The organism is Streptomyces sp. VRA16 Mangrove soil (assembly GCF_017377775.1).
In the GTDB taxonomy this organism is placed as follows: domain Bacteria; phylum Actinomycetota; class Actinomycetes; order Streptomycetales; family Streptomycetaceae; genus Streptomyces.
Genome location: NZ_JAFVLN010000001.1, coordinates 121,891 through 139,621, shown reverse-complemented (window position 1 = coordinate 139,621; position 17,731 = coordinate 121,891). Strand labels below are relative to the sequence as shown.

Genomic DNA, 17,731 nt, shown 5'->3' with positions numbered 1-17,731 from the left:
GCTCAGCCCATCTGCTTGTCGAGGTTGTCCTGCGCCTTGGCCTGGGCCTTCTGCAGGGTCTTCGCAGGGGCCGCGCCCTTGGCTATGTCGGCGGCGGCGCCGATCAGGCCGGTCTGCATGGCCTGCGTCCACTCGGCGGGGAAGGAGATGCCGTACTTGGTGCCGATCTGCACGCAGTCCTTGGCGGCGCCCTTGCTCAACTCCGGTGTCCTGGCGGCGACTTCGGTCTGCGGCGGCACGTGGAAGCCGTACTTGACGGCCCAGTCCATCTGGATGTCGGACTGCTTGATCCACAGCCACTGCAGGAACTTCTTGGCTTCTTCTACGTGCTTGCTCTTGGCGTTGACGGCCTGCGTCCAGCCGCCGAGGCGGGCGACGGGCTTGCCGGAGGCGTCGTACGCGGGCCAGGGCGCGACCCCGAAGTCGTCGCCGAGCGCCTTCTCGATGGTGGGCAGCGACCACAGGCCGCCCCACTGCATGGCGGTGGCTCCCTGGGTGATGGCCCCCGGGTCGTACCAGTCCGTGGTGAAACCGAGCAGCAGCGACTTGTCGGAGTGCAGATCGGCGAGGCCGCCGATGGACTTGGCGGCAGCCGCGTAGTCGACCTTGCCGTCCTTGATCAGGTCGACGCCCTGCGACCAGGCGAGGAGGTAGGGGCTGTCGCCGATGCCGTCGTTGCCGACGAAGAGCCCCTTGACGTCCTTGTCGGTCAACTTCTTCGCCGCGTCGACGAGTTCGGTGAAGGTGGCGGGGACGGAGACCCCCGCCTTCTTCAGCATCGACGTGCGGTAGTACATGACCATGACGTCGTCGATGGTCTTCATGCCGTAGATCTTGCCGTCGACGGTGAGGTAGTCGAGGTCGGCCTGGTTGAAGCCGTCCTTCGCCGAGCCGTAGATGTCGTCGAGCGGTGCGAGCTGCCCCTTGCGGGCCATCTCCGCCCGGAAGTCGCCGAGTTCAAAGACGTCGGGGGCGTCGGCACCGAGCAGGGCGGCGTTCAGCTTGGTCTCGTACTGGGAGGTGTCGGCGCCCCACACGACGTTGATCGCGACGTCGGGGTTGGCCTTGGTGTACTGCTCGGCGTACCGCTTGACGGCGGCCTGCGTGCCCTCCTCGCCGTACTGGTGATACCACTGCGTGAGCGTGACCTTGGCTCCCTTGGCCGACGCCGTCTCCTGCGGATTGCTGGAGCACCCGACCGCGGCGCCGGCGACGAAGAGCAGAGATGTGCCGAGGAAGCCACGGCGGGAGAGCGCAGACATGACGGAGTCCTTCCAGCAGAGCTGATCAGGCGATACGGGTTGGGTCAGGCAGCGAACAACGACTGGATGCTGACGGCGGCCGCGCCGCGTGCCCATTCCTCCCAGGGCAGGGGGCGCACCACGAGGGGGCAGCGAGCGGCGGCGCCGAAGGCCTGGGTGGTGAAGGCGGCGCGGATGTCGTCCGCGAACAGGTCGTAGGCGGCGACTCCTTCGCCGGAGACGACGACCCGCTCGGGCCCGACGAGGTTGACCATCGCGCCGAGGCCGAGCCCGATGGCCCGCCCCGCTTCGGCGAACACGGCGCGTACGGCGTCGTCGCCGCCGTGGGCGCGGTCGATGGCAGCGCTCATGTCGAGCATCGGGTCGCCGGTGGCGGCGCGGGCGCGGGCCACGATGGCCTCTTCGGAGGCGATGGCCTCGACGCAGCCGCGCCCGCCGCAGTGGCAGTCCGGGCCGTCGCCCGCGGCCACCGGGATGTGGCCGATCTCGCCGGCGACTCCGTACCCGCCGGCGACGAGGCGGCCGCCCACGACGAGCCCGCAGCCGATGCCGACACCGACGGTGGCGAGGGCGAAGGAGTCGGTGCCGACACCTTCGCCGAACCACTGCTCGGCGACGGTCAGCGCCTTGACGTCGTTCTCGACGGTGACGCTCAACTCGGTCGCCTCGGAGACCAGTTGGGACAACGGCACATCACGCCACCCGAGGAAGGGCGAGTACCGCACGACGCCACCGGGCCGGTCCACATCACCCGAGACGGAGATCCCGAGATGGTGGGTGCGCTCCCCGTACTCGGCAGCCAGCTCGGCGACGAGCGCCGCGAGGTCGCCGACGACCTGGGCGACGGTGCGTCCCGACAGCGGCCGGCGCCTGGCGGTGCGCACCTGGGCGGTCAAGTCCGCGACCACACCGATGAGTTCATCGGCAGTGATCTTCACGCCGACGAAGAACTCCCGGTCGGCGCGGACGGCCAGCGGGTGGGCGGGACGGCCCGCGCCCTCCATGGTGCGCGGCCCCTGGGTCAGCTCCTCCAGATACCCGGCCTCGATCATCGGCTTGACCGCCTTGGTGACCGCCGCGGAGGACAGCCCGGTGATCCGGGCGATCTCCGGGCGGACGACCGGACCACGCGTGAGCACGGTCGTGAACACGGTGTTGGCCGCCGGAGACGCGAGCAGCTTGGCTCGGTTCAGCAACATGGCTGAAACGTAGAGGGGATAATTTCCTTCGTCAATATTTAAATTCGAGGAGTTGCGATCTAGGCTCCGGCTCATGTCACAGGTGTCCTACGACGCGTCCAGTCGCACGTATCTGCTCTCCACGCCCGCCACTTCGTACGCGCTGCGCATCGGTGTGGACGACGTCCCCCAGCATGTGCACTGGGGTGTGCCACTCACTCTCGCGCAGGCATCAGCACTGCCCGTGTACGACGGACTGACCAGCAGCTTCGCTTCAACAGGCGGTGAGGAGCTGGCCGTTGAGGGCGGTGCCCGTTTCGGGGTTCCCTCCCTCCTGGTGCGGTACGCGGACGGGACGCGTGGCGTCGAGTGGGTGCACGAGGGGCACGAGATCCGGGACGACCGACTCCGCGTCAGGCTGCGCGACCGGCACTACCCCCTCGCCTGCACGCTGGAGTACGCGGTCCACGCGGACAGCGACATCATCGAGCGCTCACTGACCTTGCGGCATACGGATGGTCAGGGCGAACCCGTCGAGATCCTCCGCTGCGACGCGGCGGCCTGGTCGGTGCCGGCCGCGTCCGGTGTCCGGCTCAGCCACACCGTCGGCCAGTGGTCGGGCGAAACCCAGCTGCGACGGGCCGAAGCCCCGTACGCGGAGACGGTGTTCACCAGCCGGCGCGGCCTGTCGGGACACTACGCGAACCCCTGGGTCATGGTCGACGCGGGCGACGCCGACGAGGAGCACGGCGCGGTGTGGAGCATGGCCCTCGCCTGGTCGGGGAGCTGGCGGATCACCGCGCACCGCGACCATACGGGCGGCCCGTTCACGGTGACCGGCGGCGCCGGACACGACGGCCTGAGCTGGCGACTGCGACCGGGTGAGACCCACAACACTCCCGTGTTCGCGGGGCAGTTCAGCACCCGAGGCTTTGGCGGAACGAGCCGCGCCTGGCACGCGTACATCGTCCGACACGTACTCCCCCGCCCCGACGAGCTGCGTCCAGTGCTCTACAACTCCTGGGAGGCGACCGGCTGGGACGTCACCCTGGAAGGCCAGCGCGCCCTGGCCGAGAAGGCGGCGGCGCTCGGCGTCGAGCTCTTCGTCGTGGACGACGGCTGGTTCGGCGGCCGCACCAGCGACCACGCCGGCCTCGGCGACTGGCACCCGAACCCCGAGCGTTTCCCCCAGGGCCTCGGCCCGCTGGTCGAGGCGGTGCGCGGGCACGGCATGAAGTTCGGCCTGTGGGTCGAGCCGGAGATGACCAACCCGGACAGCGAGCTGTACCGCGCGCACCCCGACTGGGTGCTGCACATGCCGCACCGCCGCCGCACCGAGCTGCGCAACCAGCTCGTCCTCAACTTCGCCCGCACGGACGTCACGGAGTGGGCGTACAAGTGGCTCGACCAGCTGGTGTCCGCTCACGCGATCGACTTCCTCAAGTGGGACATGAACAGGGCGCTCACAGAAGCGAGTTGGCCGGGAGATCCGGACGCGGAACGCCTGTGGAGCGACCACGTACGCGGCGTGTACACGGTCCTCGACCGCCTGCGGCAGGCACACCCTTCGCTGCGGATCGAGGGATGTGCCGGCGGCGGCGGCCGCGCGGACCTCGGCATGCTGCGGTACACCGATCAGACGTGGATCTCCGACAACACGGACGCCGACGACCGGATCACCATCCAGCACGGCTACAGCCAGCTCTACCCGGCGCGCACGATGGACGCCTGGGTGACCGACAGTCCGAACCCCTTCACCCGGCGCACCACCCCGCTCTCCTACCGCTTCCACGTCGCGATGACGGGCGCCCTCGGCATCGGTGGTGATCTCTCCCGCTGGACAGGGCCCGAACTCGCCGAAGCTCGCGCGCTGTTGACGCTGTACAAGGACATCCGCCCGGTGGTCCAGCAGGGCGAGCAGTACCGCCTTCCGGACGCGGTCCAGTACATGTCGGGCGACCGGGTCGTGGTCGTCGCCTGGGGCGCGGACCGCAGCCTGCGCCTGTCCGGCCTGGACGCGACCGCCGTCTACGCCGATGACGCGACCGGCACGGAGTACGCCGCGGCGACCTTGCTGACCCACGGGCTGCCGCTGCACCTGCCGAAGGGCGACAAGCCGAGCACGGTGGTGCGGCTCACGCGACTGTGACTCCCGGCAAGGCCGGCCTGCACCGACCGCGACCGTCGGTGAGCGAGCCCGGCGGATCAACCGTCGCTGCGAGAGGGCCGGGGGCCGACGCCGTCGTCACCCATGGGCGGCTGCGGGCCGGTCTCGGCTCGGGCATCGGACCGGTGCGCCACGCGTGGCGGTTGCCGACGGAGTGAAGGCGCACCGGGCCCGACGCCCAGGACGACGTTGGAGGACGGCACTTCGACGTCGGGGAACGTGACCGTTCTCATGGGTCCGTCCAGTCCGTCCAGTCCGTCCAGTCCGGCCAGTCCGGCCAGTCCGTCCAGTCCGGCCGGACGGGCCCACTGCCCGTGTCAGCGACCGCACCCCCGGGAGACGGCCGCGGTCACGACGCGTCGCGAACCGGCAGGGGCGCGTCGTCGGCGATGATCTGCTGCTCGCGCAGGGACTCCCAGAAGGCAAAGGGCACGTCCTGGGTGAGTGCGGCGAGGTCCTCGGCGATGCGGCTGGGCCGGGTCGCGCCGGGGATGACCGCGGCGACGGCCGGGTGGGCGAGGACGAACTGGAGGGCGGCGGACTTGATGCCGATGCCGTGCTCCCGGGCGAGCGCCTTGATGCGGCCGACCTTGTCGACGATGTGCGCGGGCGCCTCGGCGTACTCGAAGTGGTTGCCGCCGGCGAGGATGCCGGAGCTGTAGGGGCCGCCGACGACGATGTCGACGCCTCGCTCAGCCGCGGCGGGCAGCAGGCGCTGCAGGGCACGGGAGTGGTCGAGCAGGGTGTAGCGGCCGGCGAGCAGGAACGCGTCGGGGCGCGGCTCGTCCAGGTCGAGGGTCATCTCCAGCGGCTCGACCTTGTTGACGCCGAGGCCCCAGGCCTTGATGACGCCTTCCTCGCGCAGCCGGGTCAGGGCGCGGAAGGCGCCGGTGCGGGCTTCCTCGTACTTGGCCACCCACTCGTCGCCGTAGAAGTCCTGGGCGATGTCGTGGACGTAGACGATGTCGAGACGGTCGGTCCTGAGGCGCTTCAGGCTGTCCTCGACGGAGCGCAGCGTCGCGTCCGCGGTGTATTCGTGGACGATTTTGTTGGGGCGGCCGTACTCGAACAGGGCGCCCTTCTCGCCGAGTTGACGGCTCGCGGGGTCCTCGACCTCGTCCAGGATGACCCGGCCGACCTTGGTGGACAGGACGTACTCGTCTCGGGGCTTGTCGGCGAGGACGTCACCGAGGCGGATCTCCGCGAGGCCCGCGCCGTAGAGGGGCGCGGTGTCGAAGTAGCGGATGCCCTGGTCCCAGGCGGCCTGCACCGTGGCGGCGGCCTCGTCGTCGGGGATGGCGCGGAACATGTTGCCGAGGGGGGCGGTGCCGAAGCCGATGCGGCCCGGCAGGAGCGAGCGGATGCTCATGGTGGTGTCTCGATCCGTGTACTGCCTGAGAGTAACCAGGCTGATTCGTAGGTCAGTTGAGGGTGTCGGGGTGCGGGCCGGTGCGCAGGTCGCGGTCGAGGGCGGTGAGCGCTTCGAGCTCCTGCGCGCTGAGCTCGAAGCCGAAGACGTCGAGGTTCTCGCGAATGCGGGCCTCGGTGACCGACTTGGGGATGACGACGTTGCCGGTCTGCAGGTGCCAGCGCAGGACGACCTGGGCCGGGCTCTTGCCGTGCGATGCGGCGATCGCGGTGATCGCGTCGTCCTTGAGCACGGCCCCCTGGGCGAGCGGGCTCCATGCCTCGGTGGCGATGCCGTGCTCGGCGTGGAACGCGCGCAGCTCGGTCTGCTGGAGGCCCGGGTGCAGCTCGATCTGGTTCACGGCGGGGACGACGGTGGCGGTGCCGAGGAGGCGCTCGAGGTGCGCGGGCTGGAAGTTGGAGACGCCGATGGCACGAGCGCGTCCGTCGGCGTACAGCTTCTCCAGGGCGCGCCAGGTGTCCGGGTAGAGGTCGCGCTCGGGGGTCGGCCAGTGGATGAGGTACAGGTCGACGTGGTCGAGGCCCAGCTTGCCCAGGGAGGCGTCGAAGGCGGCGAGCGCGGCGTCGTACCCCTGGTCCGCGTTCCACAGCTTGGTGGTGACGAACAGCTCGTCGCGGGCGATGCCGGAGTCGGCAAGGGCCTGGCCGACGCCACGCTCGTTGCCGTAGATCGCGGCGGTGTCGATGCTGCGGTATCCGGCCCGCAGGGCGCTGGCGACGGCGGCGCTGGTCTCCTCGTCCGGGACCTGGAAGACACCGAAGCCGAGCTGCGGCATGGTCACGCCGTTGTTGAGGGTGACGGTCGGGATCGAGTACATGATGGGTCTTCCTTGCACGACAACGCCGTTGTGGCGTGGCTCACGGGACACCTGGGACCGGGCGCGAGCCTCCCGGGACGGCGGCACACGGCGCGCCACCGAGACTCCACGTTAATTGCATGCGCGGGCTATCTGCAAACGCGGCATAGCAGCGCGCGCTTCACCGGCCCACATCTCGGTCACGCGCATCCTGCGTCTCACGATCACCCTCGACCTCTTCGAGAAGCCGTACACCGACGAGACCGCCGAGACCGACGAGACCGCCGAGATCACCGGCCCACCCCGGTCGCACGCGAGGCGGCACGAGCCGCGGGCGCCCGGTCCATGGTGCTGCTCAAGAACGACGACGGCACCCCCCTCCGGCCCACCGCCGCCTCGATCGCGACGGCCGGCCCGCTCGCCGACTCCACGGACCTGTACGGGACGCGGGCGGGCCCCGGCATCTCCCGGCCGCCGTCGGTGAGTGTCGTGGACGCGGTGCGCACAGCGGCGCCCGACGCCCGCGTCACCCACGCCGGTGACGACATCGAGTCCGCGGCCGCCGCAGCGCGGCAGGCCGAGGTCACCGTCGTCGTGGCCGGTGAGCCGCCCGCCCTCAGCGGCGAGGCGGCCGTGCGCAGCGACATCGAACTTCCCGCGGGCCAGGAGGAGTTGATCGCGCGATGCCCTCATCGATCTCACACCCGCCTCCCGACTGCGCTTCGTGTCGCAGGACACGGGCCGGTCACCTTTCGACGAAGCCCGGGCCGTGGCCGACCTCGCCGGGCGCGCCCGGCGCATCATCGGCCAGTTCTGACGGCGTCGACGCAGCCCTCGGAGGCCGGCCGGAGCCCGACCACTTTCGCCCCCGGCCGCGACGCCTCAGCCCGGCTGCCCCTCGGCGTTCGCCTCCAGTTCGGCACGGAGGGCGGCCAGGGTGACGGAGAGGTGCTTCAGATCAGCAGCGGTGACCGTCCCGGTCAGCGAGGCGAGCACGTCCTCCACCACGGGCGCGGCAGCCGCCAACGCCTTCTCCCCCTCGAGCGTCAGACTCAGCACGGACGAGCGGCGATCCTGCGGGTGCGCGGTGCGCACGCACCAGCCCGCGGCCACCAGCCGGTCGACCGCCTTGCTGACGGCTCCCACGGTGATCGCCAGCTCGCCCACGATGTCGAGGACGCGACACCCCGCCACCCGGTCGATGATCTGCAGGAACTCGAACTCCCCCAGCCCCAGGCCACATTCGGCGCGCAGCCGGGCACCGACCGCGTTGTAGAGCCGGGTCTCCACACGGACCAGATCCGTGAAGAGTGGTGTGACGTGGATCACGACACCTCCAATAGATTCCCAGGAATCATATTCCCGGGAAGGTGATTGAATGCGGGCAGATGGATTCCTCGGAATCCATCTTCTCATCCCGTACCGATGGAGGAACGTCATGTCCCGACAGCAGCGCCAAGCCCTGGACGCCCTGCTCCGCTCGGCCCCGCGCAGCGAAACCCGGCCCACCCCCGCCGAGCAGCGCAGTTCCTTCGCCGCGGCGTTGACCCGCCCGGCTCCGACAGGCGTCACCACCCGCGGCACCGTCCTGGGCGGCCGCCCCGCCCTGGAACTCGAGCCGGCCGGGGCGGCCGGGCGCGGGCGGCTGCTTTACCTCCACGGAGGCGGCTACGTCGTCGGGTCGCCCGACACCCACGCGGGGATCGCCGGTGAACTCGCCGCCCGCGCCGGGCTGCGGGCCACGTCCGTCGACTATCGGCTGGCGCCCGAGCACCCCTTCCCCGCAGCCGTCGACGACGGACTCGCCGCCTACCGCGAACTGCTCACGACCGGCACCGACCCGCGGAACCTCGTCGTGGCCGGTGACTCGGCGGGCGGCGGTCTCAGCATCGCCACTCTGCTGGCCGCCCGGGCGTCCGGGCTGCCGCAGCCGGCCGCCGTGGTGGTCTTCTCCCCCTGGGTCGACCTGACCCTGTCCGGAGCCAGCATGCGTACCAAGGGAGCGGCCGACCCGATCTTCGACGAGGCCGATGTACGTGCCTACGCCGATCTCTACGTCGGCACGGGTGAGCGGAGCCATCCACTGGCCAGCCCGGTCTTCGCCGACCTCACGGGACTGCCGCCCCTGCTCGTGCAGGTCGGGGCGAACGAAGTGCTGCTCGACGACGCGGTCCGCCTGGCCGCTCGTGCCGGCGCCGACGGCGTCGAGACCACGCTGGAGATCGGCCCCGACCTCCCCCACGTGTACCAGTTGCAGTACGGGCGACTCGACGAGGCGGACGCCGCACTGGACCGGGCCGCGCGCTTCCTCACCGTCCACCTCGACACCGCCCCGGTGACGCCGTGGGGTGGCCGAGCTGGAAGCGAGTGAACGAAAGCCGGCCACGGAGGGGGACATCTTGCGCAAGGCGGCCGAGTATTTCGCTGTACTTCGCTGGCTAAGGGCTGCCCCGTAAACGATCTTCGAGGTCGGCAGTCTGCTACCCCATGACCCCGCGGGCCACGTCCAGGAACGCCAGCCGGTTGACCTCCAAGTAGTCCCGCACGCTCTCGCCGTCGGGCAAGCCTTCCCACACCGTGTGGTTGAGGTCGAGGAAATGCGCGTGCGCGGCGTCATGCACCGGCAAGGGGAACTGGATGCGGATGAGTCGATCCGCGACCCAGCACCTGGCCATGACTTCCCGGGTCGTGAGGAACCAAGCGTGGGTGTCATCCCATTCGGACGGTCGGGCGTAGGCGCAGCGTTCCGCCTCTGCCGATACCTCGATGAACCGCTCCAGCAGCGCCAGCCGTTCCCCGCGCCTGGCCTCCGACAAGGCGAGCCGCTGCCGTTGTTGTTCAGCGCGTTCCGCCGAGAGTTGCGTTCTGTGCTGGACGAGGTAGGACAGCGAGCCGCCGAGGACGACGCCGCCGAGCGATATGAGGGACACCCAGACCTGACCTGACATGGCCGTCATCGTGCCATGCCGTCGATCTTTGAGACGATCTCGCTGGGGCTGGTGTGATCACGGCGTCCGAGCCGTCCTGGATATCCCCCTTCACCGGGCTGAGCCCGCGCTGCGGCGCGAAGGTGCGGAAGCGGTGCGACGGGGACGGCCGTGGGGCCTGACGCTGGAGAATCGGGTGCTGCTCGTAGCGACGTACTGGCGCACGAACTTGACGATGCGCCAACTCGCCCCGCTGTTCGGCGTCTCGAAGTCCGCAGCCGACCGGATTGCCGGTCATCTCGGCCCGCTGCTCGCGCTTCAACCCAGACAAGGCCGCTGTCGGCAAGACCATGACGATCGCCGACGGCGGCTATCCCGGCACCGGATTCGTGATGCCGCACCCCCGCCGGGCCGGCGAGGAGCTGCCCGACTGGAAACGGCAACACAACCGCTGGCACAAGCAGGTTCGGGCCCGCGTCGAGCATGTCTTCGCCCGCATGAAGACCTGGAAGATCCTGCGCGACTGCCGACTCATAGGCGCCAGTGTCCATCACGCAATGCTCGGCATCGCACCCCAGCACAACCTCGCCCGCGCCGGATAGGCGCAGCGGTAGCACCGCCATCGGACTTGCTGCGAGGCATCACGGTGGTAGTTGTGGACCATGATCCGGCGCAGAGCCTGGACGCGGGGGCCGGATGGGCGGTCTGGACCGTGCCCGTAGAGGTTTCGCCCTGACGTCAGCGGTGAACCGCACGGGTGCGCTGTCTACTCCTGGCGAGGTACGTGAAGGAGCAGACGGCGAGGCCCCAGAAGATTCCCGTGGCCCACGCGGTGATCATGTCGGCAGGCAACAACAGGAGCCACAGGACAAAAGTGAAGATGCCGCAGAGCAGGGCAATCCGATCGGCGAGGAATGCGAAACGTGGGTGGCGGGGGCCTTGTGCGCTGTGGCGCACCGCATGCACCTCCAAGGCGACGGCGGCCGCGCAGAAGGCGGCCACTCCGCACCACAGCGACACGTCGCTCATTCTCGTCTCCCGTCACCCTGCTTGTCTGCGGCCACCACTATCTCACTCGCAGTAACCACCTCGATACGTAGAGGGAAGGAAGAGGCCCGCCGCGAACGATACGGCGCCGGCAGGCGCGGCCACGCCGGGCCCCGGCCCGGCGAAGACGGGCGCGGCGCGAGGTCGGGGCCGTATCGATGTGCACTGTCACCTGATCCCGGACTTCTACCGGACATCGCTCGCCGCGCACGGCATCACCGAGATCGCCGGGGTGCCGGTGCCGGCCTGGAGCCCGGCCCTCGCGGTCGACTTCATGAACCGCTACAGCATCGAGACGCTGGTGGTGTCCGTCTCCGAGCCCGGTGTCACCTACCTGGGCTCCCCTGCGGACCGGCTGGACATGGCCCGGCGCCTGAACACCTACATGAGCCGCGACCTCGTAGACGGGTCCGCCCAGCGCAAGGGGCGCTTCGGCGGATTCGCCGTCCTGCCGCTGGGCCGCACGGTGACCGCCAAGGACGTGAGTGCCGCGGCGGCGGAGGCGAAGCGGTCGGTGCGCGAACTGCGCCTCGACGGTGTGGGCCTGTTCAGCAGCTATGGCGGAACCATCTGGGCGATCCCGTCTCGCCGACAGCAGCCCGCACTTCCGCAGCCTCTTCTACGACAGGGTCTGTACGGTGAGCGGTGTAACTCCCGAGCTGGAAGCGACAGTTGATGACTGACGTGACGACTGAGATCGAGGCCGGGGAGGCCACTGTGAGTGGGACGGGCGCCGTGGACGACGGGCTGGTCGCCGAGCTGGTGGCCCGGGCACAGGCCGGTGGGGTGAAGCTCACCGGGGAGGGCGGCCTGCTGCAGCAGCTGACCAAGCGGGTGCTGGAGTCCGCCCTGGAGGGCGAACTCACCGATCACCTGGGGCACGAGCCCGGTGAGCGGGCCGAGGGTGGCCGGGACAACTACCGCAACGGGCACCGGTCCAACACGGTGATCACCGAGTCGGGACCGGTCGAGATCGCGGTGCCACGGGATCGGGCCGGATCGTTCGAACCGCAACTGGTCAAGAAGCGTCAGCGGCGTCTGGGCGGCGTGGACGAGATGGTCCTGTCGCTGTCGGCGAAAGGGCTGACGCACGGGGAGATCTCCGCGCATCTCGCCGAGGTGTACGGCGCGGAAATCTCCAAGTCCACGATCTCCACGATCACCGACAGCGTGATGGCCGGCATGACGGAATGGCAGAACCGTCCGCTGGACAGCGTCTACCCGGTCGTCTTCATCGACTGCGTGAACGTGAAGGTCAGGGACGGGCAGGTCGCCAACCGGCCTGTCTACATGGCGGTCGCGGTCACTGGCGAGGGACACCGGGACATCCTGGGCCTGTGGATCGGCGACGGCGGGGAGGGCGCCAAGTACTGGCTCCAGGTCCTGACCGAGATCAAGAACCGCGGCGCGGCCGACGTCCTGATGCTGGTCTGCGACGGCCTGACCGGTCTCCCGGACGCCGTGAACACCGTCTGGCCTGCGACGATCGTCCAGACCTGCGTCGTTCACCTGCTGAGGAACAGCTTCCGTTACGCGGCCCGGCAGGACTGGGAGAAGATCGCGAAGGCGCTCAGGCCCGTCTACACCGCGCCGACCGAGGAGGCCGCCCTGGAGCGGTTCGTGGAGTTCACCGACGCCTGGGGCGGGAAGTATCCGGCGATCGTCCGCCTCTGGGAGGCAGCCTGGGCGGAGTTCGTGCCCTTCCTCCGGTTCGACGTGGAGATCCGCAAGATCGTCTGCACTACGAACGCGATCGAGAGCATCAACGCGCGGATCCGCAAGGCCGTCCGGGCCCGTGGGCATTTCCCCACCGACCAGGCCGCCCTCAAGTGCGTCTACCTGGCCGTCATGAGCCTGGACCCGACCGGCACCGGACGCAAACGCTGGACCATGCGCTGGAAGGCCGCACTCCAAGCCTTCGACATCACCTTCGACGGCCGGCTCACCGCCGGACGCCGCTGAACAATACCGACCGAGTTCCACCGTTCGCTACACAGACCCGGATCCGGGCACACGTCCCACCAGCCGATCTGGCTGCCCCTACGCACGGCGTCCCAGAGCGCTACCGACGGACGTCAGGAACAGCGCGGCGCGACAACCGTGCGACAACACCCGCCGCGGACAACGAAAAGGCCGCCTCCGCGATTCTGCGGAGACGGCCTGCGACCTGCGTAAACGCTGGTCGGGACGACAGGATTTGAACCTGCGACCCCTTGACCCCCAGTCAAGTGCGCTACCAAGCTGCGCCACGTCCCGATGCTCGCTGACCTGGGGTTTCCCCTGGCCGAACGCGCACGGAAACCATACCGCACTCCGCGCCGTGGTCGCGCCTCCCTTTCCAGGGAGAGGGAGTGTTGACCTCAAGCAAGGTTGAGGTTGCAGGCTGCTGGACATGACGGTGACTGCTGAGCGCAGCTCCTATCAGTACACAGATCTTCCTCGGCTCATGCAGCTGATGACCGGGGACGAGAAGCACGGGCCATCCGCCACCTCCACCCTCGATGTGCTGTGGGTGCTGTACGACCAGGTGCTGCGGGTCGCGCCCGAGGCGGTGGACGAGCCGGAGCGGGATCGGTTTCTGCTGTCCAAGGGGCATGGGCCGATGGCGTACTACGCGGTGCTCGCCGCGAAGGGGTTCGTGCCCGTGGCGTGGCTGAGCGGGTTCGGGAGCTTCGAGTCGCGGCTCGGGCAGCATCCGGACCGGATGCTGGTGCCCGGAGTGGAGATCGGGAGCGGGTCCCTCGGGCACGGGCTGCCGATCGCCGTGGGTACGGCGCTGGGACTGCGGGCGCAGGGGCTGGTCGAGCCGGCCGTGTGGACGCTCGTGGGGGACGCCGAGCTCGACGAGGGCAGCAATCACGAGGCGATCGCGTTCGCCGGCGCCGTCGGCATCGAGCGACTGCACGCGGTCGTGGCGGACAACCTGTCCGCGACCTACGGCAGGGCCGGGGGCATCGCCGCCCGGTTCGATGTGGCCGGGTGGTCGACGGTGAGCGTCGACGGGCGTGATCACGCCGCGCTGTACGAGGCGTTCACCGCGCCTCATCCGGGGCGGCCGCGTGCGGTCGTCGCCCGGGTCGAGCCGAAGTTCTGAGCCTCTCCACCGACCTCCCGGTCAAGCTTGAAAGGACCTCTTCCGTGGACACCATGCGTGATCGTTTCGCCCCCGTCGTCTCCCGGATCCTCGACGAGGATCCCCGGGTCGCCGTCGTGCTCGCCGAGATCGGCCGCGCGCCGTTCGCCGAGGCAGCCCGGCGCCATCCGGACCGGGTGATCAATGTGGGGATCAGGGAGCAGTTGCTCGTCGGCGCCGGGGCCGGGCTCGCACTCGCCGGGATGCGGCCCGTTCTGCACACCTTCGCCAGCTTCCTCGTGGAGCGGCCCTTCGAACAGATCAAGCTGGACTTCGGGCACCAGGGCGTGGGCGGGGTGCTGGTCAGCGCGGGGGCTTCGTACGACATCGCCGCCGGCGGGTTCACACACATGGCGCCCGGCGACGTGGCGCTGATGGACACCCTGGACGGATGGACCGTGCACGTGCCGGGGCATCCCGACGAGGCCGAGGTGCTGCTGCGACAGGCCGTCGGGGCGGGGGACGAGCGGGTCTACGTACGGCTTTCCGCGCAGGCCAACCGGGAGGCGCTGCCGGTGGACGGGCAACGGCTGCTGACCGTGCGGGAAGGGCGGCAGGGCGCCGTCGTCGCGGTCGGACCGCTGCTCGACCAGGCGCTCGCCGCCACCGAGGGGCTCGATGTCAGCGTGTTGTACGCGACGACCGTGCGGCCCTTCGACTCCGGTGGGCTGCGGCGGGCCGTGGGGGCGGACGGCGCCGCCGATGTCGTGATCGTCGAGCCCTGTCTGGCCGGGACCTCGGTCGGCGTCGTGAACGACGCGCTCGCCGATCTGCCGCACCGGGTGCTCGGGCTCGGTGTGGGGCGGCGTGAACTGCGCCGCTACGGCTCCCCCGAAGAACATGTCGCCGCGCATGGGCTCGACGCCGCGGCGCTGCGGCAGCGGATCAGCAAGTTCATCGGAGCCGGGCGCGGGCGAGGCAGGTGAGTGGTGGGACGGCCGCGCGTCGGTCAGTCCGTCCTCACCACCCCCAGCTCCGGGTGGGACTCGAGGAGACGGGTCGGTGCTGCCTGGCGCCAGGAGTCGGCGAGGATGTCGCGCAGTTCGTCGGTGTCCTCCAACGCGGCCAGACGGACGCGCACCCACGCGAAGGACGCCTCGTGGTCAGCGATCCAGAACTTGTCCGGCTCCGCCATGACCAGCTCGTCGCGCTCCTCCTTGGGGCAGCGCACGGCGATGGAGGTCTCCTCCTCGGGCAGCGTGGCGAACATCTTCCCCGCCACCCGGAAGGTGGGCATGCTCCAGGCGATCTTCTCCGTCGTGTCCGGCAGGGACAGGGCGATGGTGCGTACGTCTTCGGCGTCGGGCATGGAAGGAACCGTAGCCAAGGGCACTGACAACGGCCCGTCGAAGGTTCGTCACGGCACGCGCTTGTCCAGCCAGGCCGTCAGGTCCTCCTGCACCTCGTCGCGGTTGGTCTCGTTGAGGATCTCGTGCCGTGCGCCCTCGTAGCCCTTCCAGGTCAGGTCCTCCACCCCTACGTAGCGGAAGTCCTCCAGCAGCTCGTGGACCAGCGTCATGTGCTGGTTGCAGGGGTCCTCCGTGCCGACCGCGATGTGAATGGGCAGGTCGGTGGGGATGCGGGCGAGGTTCGCGGGGGCATTGATGCGGCGCACCGCGCGGACCCAGTCCAGGGACAGGCCCGTCGAGAACGGGAAGCCACAGCGTTCGTCGGCGACGTATGTGTCGACCTCGGCCTCGTCCCGGGAGAGCCACTCGAAGCCGGTGCGGTGGGCGTAGGGGTTGTTGAAGGCGGCGAAGAGGTCGGGGACGTACGAGCAGAGGGTGCCGCGGCCGTCGCGCGCGATCTGCGCCTCCAGTGCCGCGATCGAGCCCTCGTTGTCGGCTCCGGGCAGGGAGCGGAAGGTGCCGGAGAGGATCAGGCCGACCAGGTCGTCCGCGTACCGCTGGGCGTAGTCGCGCGCGAGGAGCGAGCCGAGGCTGTGGCCGAACAGGACGAAAGGGACGTTCGGGTGCAGGGCCCTGACCTGGTCGCCGATGGCCTTGAGGTCCTCGACGATCGAGATCCAGGCGTCGACGGTGCCGGGTTCGGCGTCGTCGGTGATGCCGTAGCCGCCTGTGGTCGCGGCCGTGGCACCGTGGCCGCGGTGGTCGGAGGCGATGACGCCGTAGCCGTGGGCGGTGAGGTGGCGGGCGAACCGGTCGTAGCGCAGGGCGTGCTCGGCCGCGCCGTGCGCGATCTGCACGAAGGCGCGCGGCCTGCCGCCGTCGGGCAGCCAGGTGTACGTGGCCACGGCCGCGCCGTCGCCGGTGCTGAGCGCGCTCGTCGTGTACGTCGGGTCGGCGGAGGGCATCGGCGGCTCCTTCTGGGACGAGATCCTCTTGGGTACGCGCGCGTACACGTACCCGCGCCGGCCTGCGTCTCCCCCTCTTGAGGGTGCCCATTTCCGGCTGCCGCAGGATCGCGCTCCTACGAGGCCACCGGAGCCGCCTGCCGCGCGAGGTGCTTGTAGAAGAGCGTCGTGGGGCGCAGCACTCCCGCCGGGTCGGCCGCGTAGTCGGGGATCGTGCCGGCCTGCTGCCAGTGGGCGGCTCGGTAGAAGCGTTCGGCGGGGCTGCCGGTCTCCGTGTCGAGCACGAGCAGCGTGATGCCCCGCTCCGCGGCGGTGCGTTCGGCCGCGGCGAGGAGGGTGCGGCCGAGTCCCTGGCCGCGGGCCGCACTGTGCACCATCAGCTTGCGCACTTCGGCGCGGTGGCGGCCGTTGGGCATCGTGCCGAAGCCGAGGGAGATCGTGCCGAGACAGCGGCCGGACGGGTCGGCGGCGGCCCAGACGGCGAGGCTGCCGTCGGCGACGGCCGGGGCGAGGTCGTTCCACCAGGCGATGGCTTCGTCCCGGGTGAGGCCGTGGAGGAAGCCGAGAGAGCTGCCGCCGTCGACGACATCCATGAGCAGGTCGCCCAAGGACGGCGTCCAGGAGGCGAACTCGGCGGGCGTGAGAAGGACGGTGCGGATCACGGGAGTACCACCAGGAGGGCGTAACGGACGGGTTCGGGGCCGGGGCAGTGGAAGTGGGTGGGGCCCCAGAGGCGGAAGCGCAGGCAGTCGCCGGCAGCGAGGCGGTGGGTGACGCTCTGCACGGTGAGGTCGAGGAGGCCGTCGAGGACCCAGACGTGCTGTTCGAGGCCGGGGACGGGCGGCCGGTCGTAGGCGATGTCGGCGTACGGTTCGAGGTTGCCCTCGATGACCTCGCCGCGCAGTCCGGCGAGCGGGGGCGAGACCGAGCGGCGCAGGAAGCCGCTGGCGTCGTCGTGCCAGACGGGCTGGTCGGCGGCGCGCACCACCTGGGCCGGGGCGGACTCGACCTCGCTGAGCAGCTGCGACATCGTCCGCCCGTAGACGGCGCAGAGCCGGTTGAGGAGGGCCGCGGTCGGGCTGATCTCGGCGCGCTCGGCCCGCGACAGGGTCGAGCGGCTCACACCGCTGCGGTCCGCCAACTCGCCCAGGGACCAGCCGTGTTCGGCCCGGAGCTCCGACAGGCGGGCGCCGAGTCTGGCGTCGACGGGATCCGTGGCCGCGTCTGTGCCGCTCGATGGCGGCTCGGTCTCGCGTCTCATATTCGGCACGATATCCCATATATGAAACAGCGAGGTTACGCGGTGGCCAGGCATGGTCAGAGCCGGGCATGACCGCAGCCGGGATGGTCAGAGCCGGGCAATGTCAGAGGCGGTCGCTAGCGTGGACGGCGTTCACGATCCACAACGGGGTGGGGATGTTCATGGAGCGGGAAGCGGAGAAGAGGGCGGGGCGCTGTGCTCCCCGCGGGCCCGGTCG

17 protein-coding genes, 1 tRNA gene and 2 pseudogenes are annotated in these 17,731 nt (G+C 70.1%); 8 read left to right on the top strand and 12 right to left on the bottom strand.

Translation table 11 applies throughout. The features are described 5' to 3' along the window. Positions 1 to 2: 2 nt before the first annotated feature. Together J3486_RS00635 and J3486_RS00630 are read right to left on the bottom strand one after the other, a co-directional pair. Positions 3 to 1,262 carry an ABC transporter substrate-binding protein gene (locus J3486_RS00635; protein ID WP_207817919.1) on the bottom strand — a complete coding sequence of 420 codons (1,260 nt, stop codon included), beginning with the start codon at positions 1,260 to 1,262 and terminating at the stop codon, positions 3 to 5. 44 nt (positions 1,263 to 1,306) lie between these two features. Then, positions 1,307 to 2,461 carry an ROK family transcriptional regulator gene (locus tag J3486_RS00630; RefSeq protein ID WP_207817918.1) on the bottom strand — a complete coding sequence of 385 codons (1,155 nt, stop codon included), beginning with the start codon at positions 2,459 to 2,461 and terminating at the stop codon, positions 1,307 to 1,309. Positions 2,462 to 2,534: 73 nt separating this feature from the next. Between J3486_RS00630 and J3486_RS00625 the strand changes: the two genes are divergently transcribed. Continuing rightward, complete coding sequence (locus J3486_RS00625) at positions 2,535 to 4,589, top strand: alpha-galactosidase (RefSeq protein ID WP_207817917.1); 2,055 nt, start codon at positions 2,535 to 2,537, stop codon at positions 4,587 to 4,589. A gap of 367 nt (positions 4,590 to 4,956) precedes the next feature. Here the strand turns inward: J3486_RS00625 and J3486_RS00620 are convergent, their stop codons facing one another. Continuing rightward, the gene (locus J3486_RS00620; RefSeq protein WP_207817916.1) at positions 4,957 to 5,976 is read right to left on the bottom strand and encodes an aldo/keto reductase; all 1,020 of its coding nucleotides are present in this window, start codon (positions 5,974 to 5,976) and stop codon (positions 4,957 to 4,959) included. A gap of 52 nt (positions 5,977 to 6,028) precedes the next feature. Continuing rightward, positions 6,029 to 6,853, bottom strand: a complete 825-nt coding sequence (locus J3486_RS00615) for an aldo/keto reductase (RefSeq protein WP_207817915.1) — start codon at positions 6,851 to 6,853, stop codon at positions 6,029 to 6,031. A 324-nt stretch (positions 6,854 to 7,177) separates the two neighbouring features. Here J3486_RS00615 and J3486_RS43745 point away from each other — a divergent pair. Beyond that, positions 7,178 to 7,459: pseudogene (locus tag J3486_RS43745) on the top strand (glycoside hydrolase family 3 C-terminal domain-containing protein); the annotation flags it as partial. A 255-nt stretch (positions 7,460 to 7,714) separates the two neighbouring features. Here the strand turns inward: J3486_RS43745 and J3486_RS00605 are convergent. Further along, entirely contained in the window at positions 7,715 to 8,161 is a 447-nt protein-coding gene (locus tag J3486_RS00605) for a MarR family winged helix-turn-helix transcriptional regulator (protein WP_207817914.1), read from the bottom strand. 109 nt (positions 8,162 to 8,270) lie between these two features. Between J3486_RS00605 and J3486_RS00600 the strand changes: the two genes are divergently transcribed. Next, positions 8,271 to 9,203, top strand: coding sequence for an alpha/beta hydrolase (locus J3486_RS00600; protein WP_207817913.1), 933 nt, complete (start codon positions 8,271 to 8,273; stop codon positions 9,201 to 9,203). A 109-nt stretch (positions 9,204 to 9,312) separates the two neighbouring features. Here the strand turns inward: J3486_RS00600 and J3486_RS00595 are convergent, their stop codons facing one another. Then, positions 9,313 to 9,789 (bottom strand): hypothetical protein, encoded by a 477-nt coding sequence (locus J3486_RS00595; RefSeq protein WP_207817912.1) that lies wholly within the window; start codon positions 9,787 to 9,789, stop codon positions 9,313 to 9,315. Positions 9,790 to 9,833: 44 nt separating this feature from the next. Here J3486_RS00595 and J3486_RS00590 point away from each other — a divergent pair. Further along, positions 9,834 to 10,361 (top strand): annotated as a pseudogene (locus J3486_RS00590) (transposase family protein). A gap of 136 nt (positions 10,362 to 10,497) precedes the next feature. Here the strand turns inward: J3486_RS00590 and J3486_RS00585 are convergent. Continuing rightward, the gene (locus J3486_RS00585) at positions 10,498 to 10,788 is read right to left on the bottom strand and encodes a hypothetical protein (RefSeq protein ID WP_207817911.1); all 291 of its coding nucleotides are present in this window, start codon (positions 10,786 to 10,788) and stop codon (positions 10,498 to 10,500) included. Positions 10,789 to 10,966: 178 nt separating this feature from the next. Between J3486_RS00585 and J3486_RS00580 the strand changes: the two genes are divergently transcribed. Then, entirely contained in the window at positions 10,967 to 11,482 is a 516-nt protein-coding gene (locus tag J3486_RS00580) for an amidohydrolase family protein (protein WP_207817910.1), read from the top strand. Then, positions 11,482 to 12,768: an IS256 family transposase gene (locus J3486_RS00575; RefSeq protein WP_207817909.1), complete on the top strand. Its 1,287-nt coding sequence runs from the start codon at positions 11,482 to 11,484 to the stop codon at positions 12,766 to 12,768. Before J3486_RS00580 ends, J3486_RS00575 begins: the two co-directional genes overlap by 1 nt. A 217-nt stretch (positions 12,769 to 12,985) precedes the next feature. Here the strand turns inward: J3486_RS00575 and J3486_RS00570 are convergent. Further along, positions 12,986 to 13,062, bottom strand: a tRNA-Pro gene (locus tag J3486_RS00570). A 136-nt stretch (positions 13,063 to 13,198) separates the two neighbouring features. On the opposite strand from J3486_RS00570, the gene J3486_RS00565 reads away from it, so the two are divergent. Together J3486_RS00565 and J3486_RS00560 are read left to right on the top strand one after the other, a co-directional pair. After that, positions 13,199 to 13,900, top strand: a complete 702-nt coding sequence (locus tag J3486_RS00565) for a transketolase (protein WP_207817908.1) — start codon at positions 13,199 to 13,201, stop codon at positions 13,898 to 13,900. A gap of 44 nt (positions 13,901 to 13,944) precedes the next feature. Beyond that, positions 13,945 to 14,865, top strand: coding sequence for a transketolase family protein (locus J3486_RS00560; RefSeq protein ID WP_207817907.1), 921 nt, complete (start codon positions 13,945 to 13,947; stop codon positions 14,863 to 14,865). A 23-nt stretch (positions 14,866 to 14,888) separates the two neighbouring features. Here J3486_RS00560 and J3486_RS00555 read toward each other — a convergent pair whose 3' ends face one another. The 4 genes from J3486_RS00555 to J3486_RS00540 form a co-directional block, all read right to left on the bottom strand. Then, the gene (locus tag J3486_RS00555; RefSeq protein ID WP_207817906.1) at positions 14,889 to 15,248 is read right to left on the bottom strand and encodes an MmcQ/YjbR family DNA-binding protein; all 360 of its coding nucleotides are present in this window, start codon (positions 15,246 to 15,248) and stop codon (positions 14,889 to 14,891) included. A gap of 48 nt (positions 15,249 to 15,296) precedes the next feature. After that, positions 15,297 to 16,253 (bottom strand): alpha/beta fold hydrolase, encoded by a 957-nt coding sequence (locus tag J3486_RS00550; protein ID WP_207817905.1) that lies wholly within the window; start codon positions 16,251 to 16,253, stop codon positions 15,297 to 15,299. A 116-nt stretch (positions 16,254 to 16,369) separates the two neighbouring features. Further along, positions 16,370 to 16,846 carry a GNAT family N-acetyltransferase gene (locus tag J3486_RS00545; RefSeq protein WP_207818873.1) on the bottom strand — a complete coding sequence of 159 codons (477 nt, stop codon included), beginning with the start codon at positions 16,844 to 16,846 and terminating at the stop codon, positions 16,370 to 16,372. Positions 16,847 to 16,911: 65 nt separating this feature from the next. After that, a complete protein-coding gene (locus J3486_RS00540; protein WP_207817904.1) occupies positions 16,912 to 17,514 on the bottom strand; it encodes a helix-turn-helix domain-containing protein in 603 nt (200 codons plus the stop codon). Positions 17,515 to 17,731 lie beyond the last annotated feature (217 nt).

Excerpts from the sequence above, each read along its gene's own strand:
- J3486_RS00635 (WP_207817919.1), bottom strand. The coding sequence starts at position 1,262 with ATGTCTGCGCTCTCCCGCCGTGGCTTCCTCGGCACATCTCTGCTCTTC.
- J3486_RS00630 (WP_207817918.1), bottom strand. The coding sequence starts at position 2,461 with ATGTTGCTGAACCGAGCCAAGCTGCTCGCGTCTCCGGCGGCCAACACC.
- J3486_RS00625 (WP_207817917.1), top strand. The coding sequence starts at position 2,535 with ATGTCACAGGTGTCCTACGACGCGTCCAGTCGCACGTATCTGCTCTCC.
- J3486_RS00620 (WP_207817916.1), bottom strand. The coding sequence starts at position 5,976 with ATGAGCATCCGCTCGCTCCTGCCGGGCCGCATCGGCTTCGGCACCGCC.
- J3486_RS00615 (WP_207817915.1), bottom strand. The coding sequence starts at position 6,853 with ATGTACTCGATCCCGACCGTCACCCTCAACAACGGCGTGACCATGCCG.
- J3486_RS00600 (WP_207817913.1), top strand. The coding sequence starts at position 8,271 with ATGTCCCGACAGCAGCGCCAAGCCCTGGACGCCCTGCTCCGCTCGGCC.
- J3486_RS00595 (WP_207817912.1), bottom strand. The coding sequence starts at position 9,789 with ATGACGGCCATGTCAGGTCAGGTCTGGGTGTCCCTCATATCGCTCGGC.
- J3486_RS00585 (WP_207817911.1), bottom strand. The coding sequence starts at position 10,788 with ATGAGCGACGTGTCGCTGTGGTGCGGAGTGGCCGCCTTCTGCGCGGCC.
- J3486_RS00575 (WP_207817909.1), top strand. The coding sequence starts at position 11,482 with ATGACTGACGTGACGACTGAGATCGAGGCCGGGGAGGCCACTGTGAGT.
- J3486_RS00565 (WP_207817908.1), top strand. The coding sequence starts at position 13,199 with ATGACGGTGACTGCTGAGCGCAGCTCCTATCAGTACACAGATCTTCCT.
- J3486_RS00555 (WP_207817906.1), bottom strand. The coding sequence starts at position 15,248 with ATGCCCGACGCCGAAGACGTACGCACCATCGCCCTGTCCCTGCCGGAC.
- J3486_RS00550 (WP_207817905.1), bottom strand. The coding sequence starts at position 16,253 with ATGCCCTCCGCCGACCCGACGTACACGACGAGCGCGCTCAGCACCGGC.
- J3486_RS00545 (WP_207818873.1), bottom strand. The coding sequence starts at position 16,846 with ATGGATGTCGTCGACGGCGGCAGCTCTCTCGGCTTCCTCCACGGCCTC.
- J3486_RS00540 (WP_207817904.1), bottom strand. The coding sequence starts at position 17,514 with ATGAGACGCGAGACCGAGCCGCCATCGAGCGGCACAGACGCGGCCACG.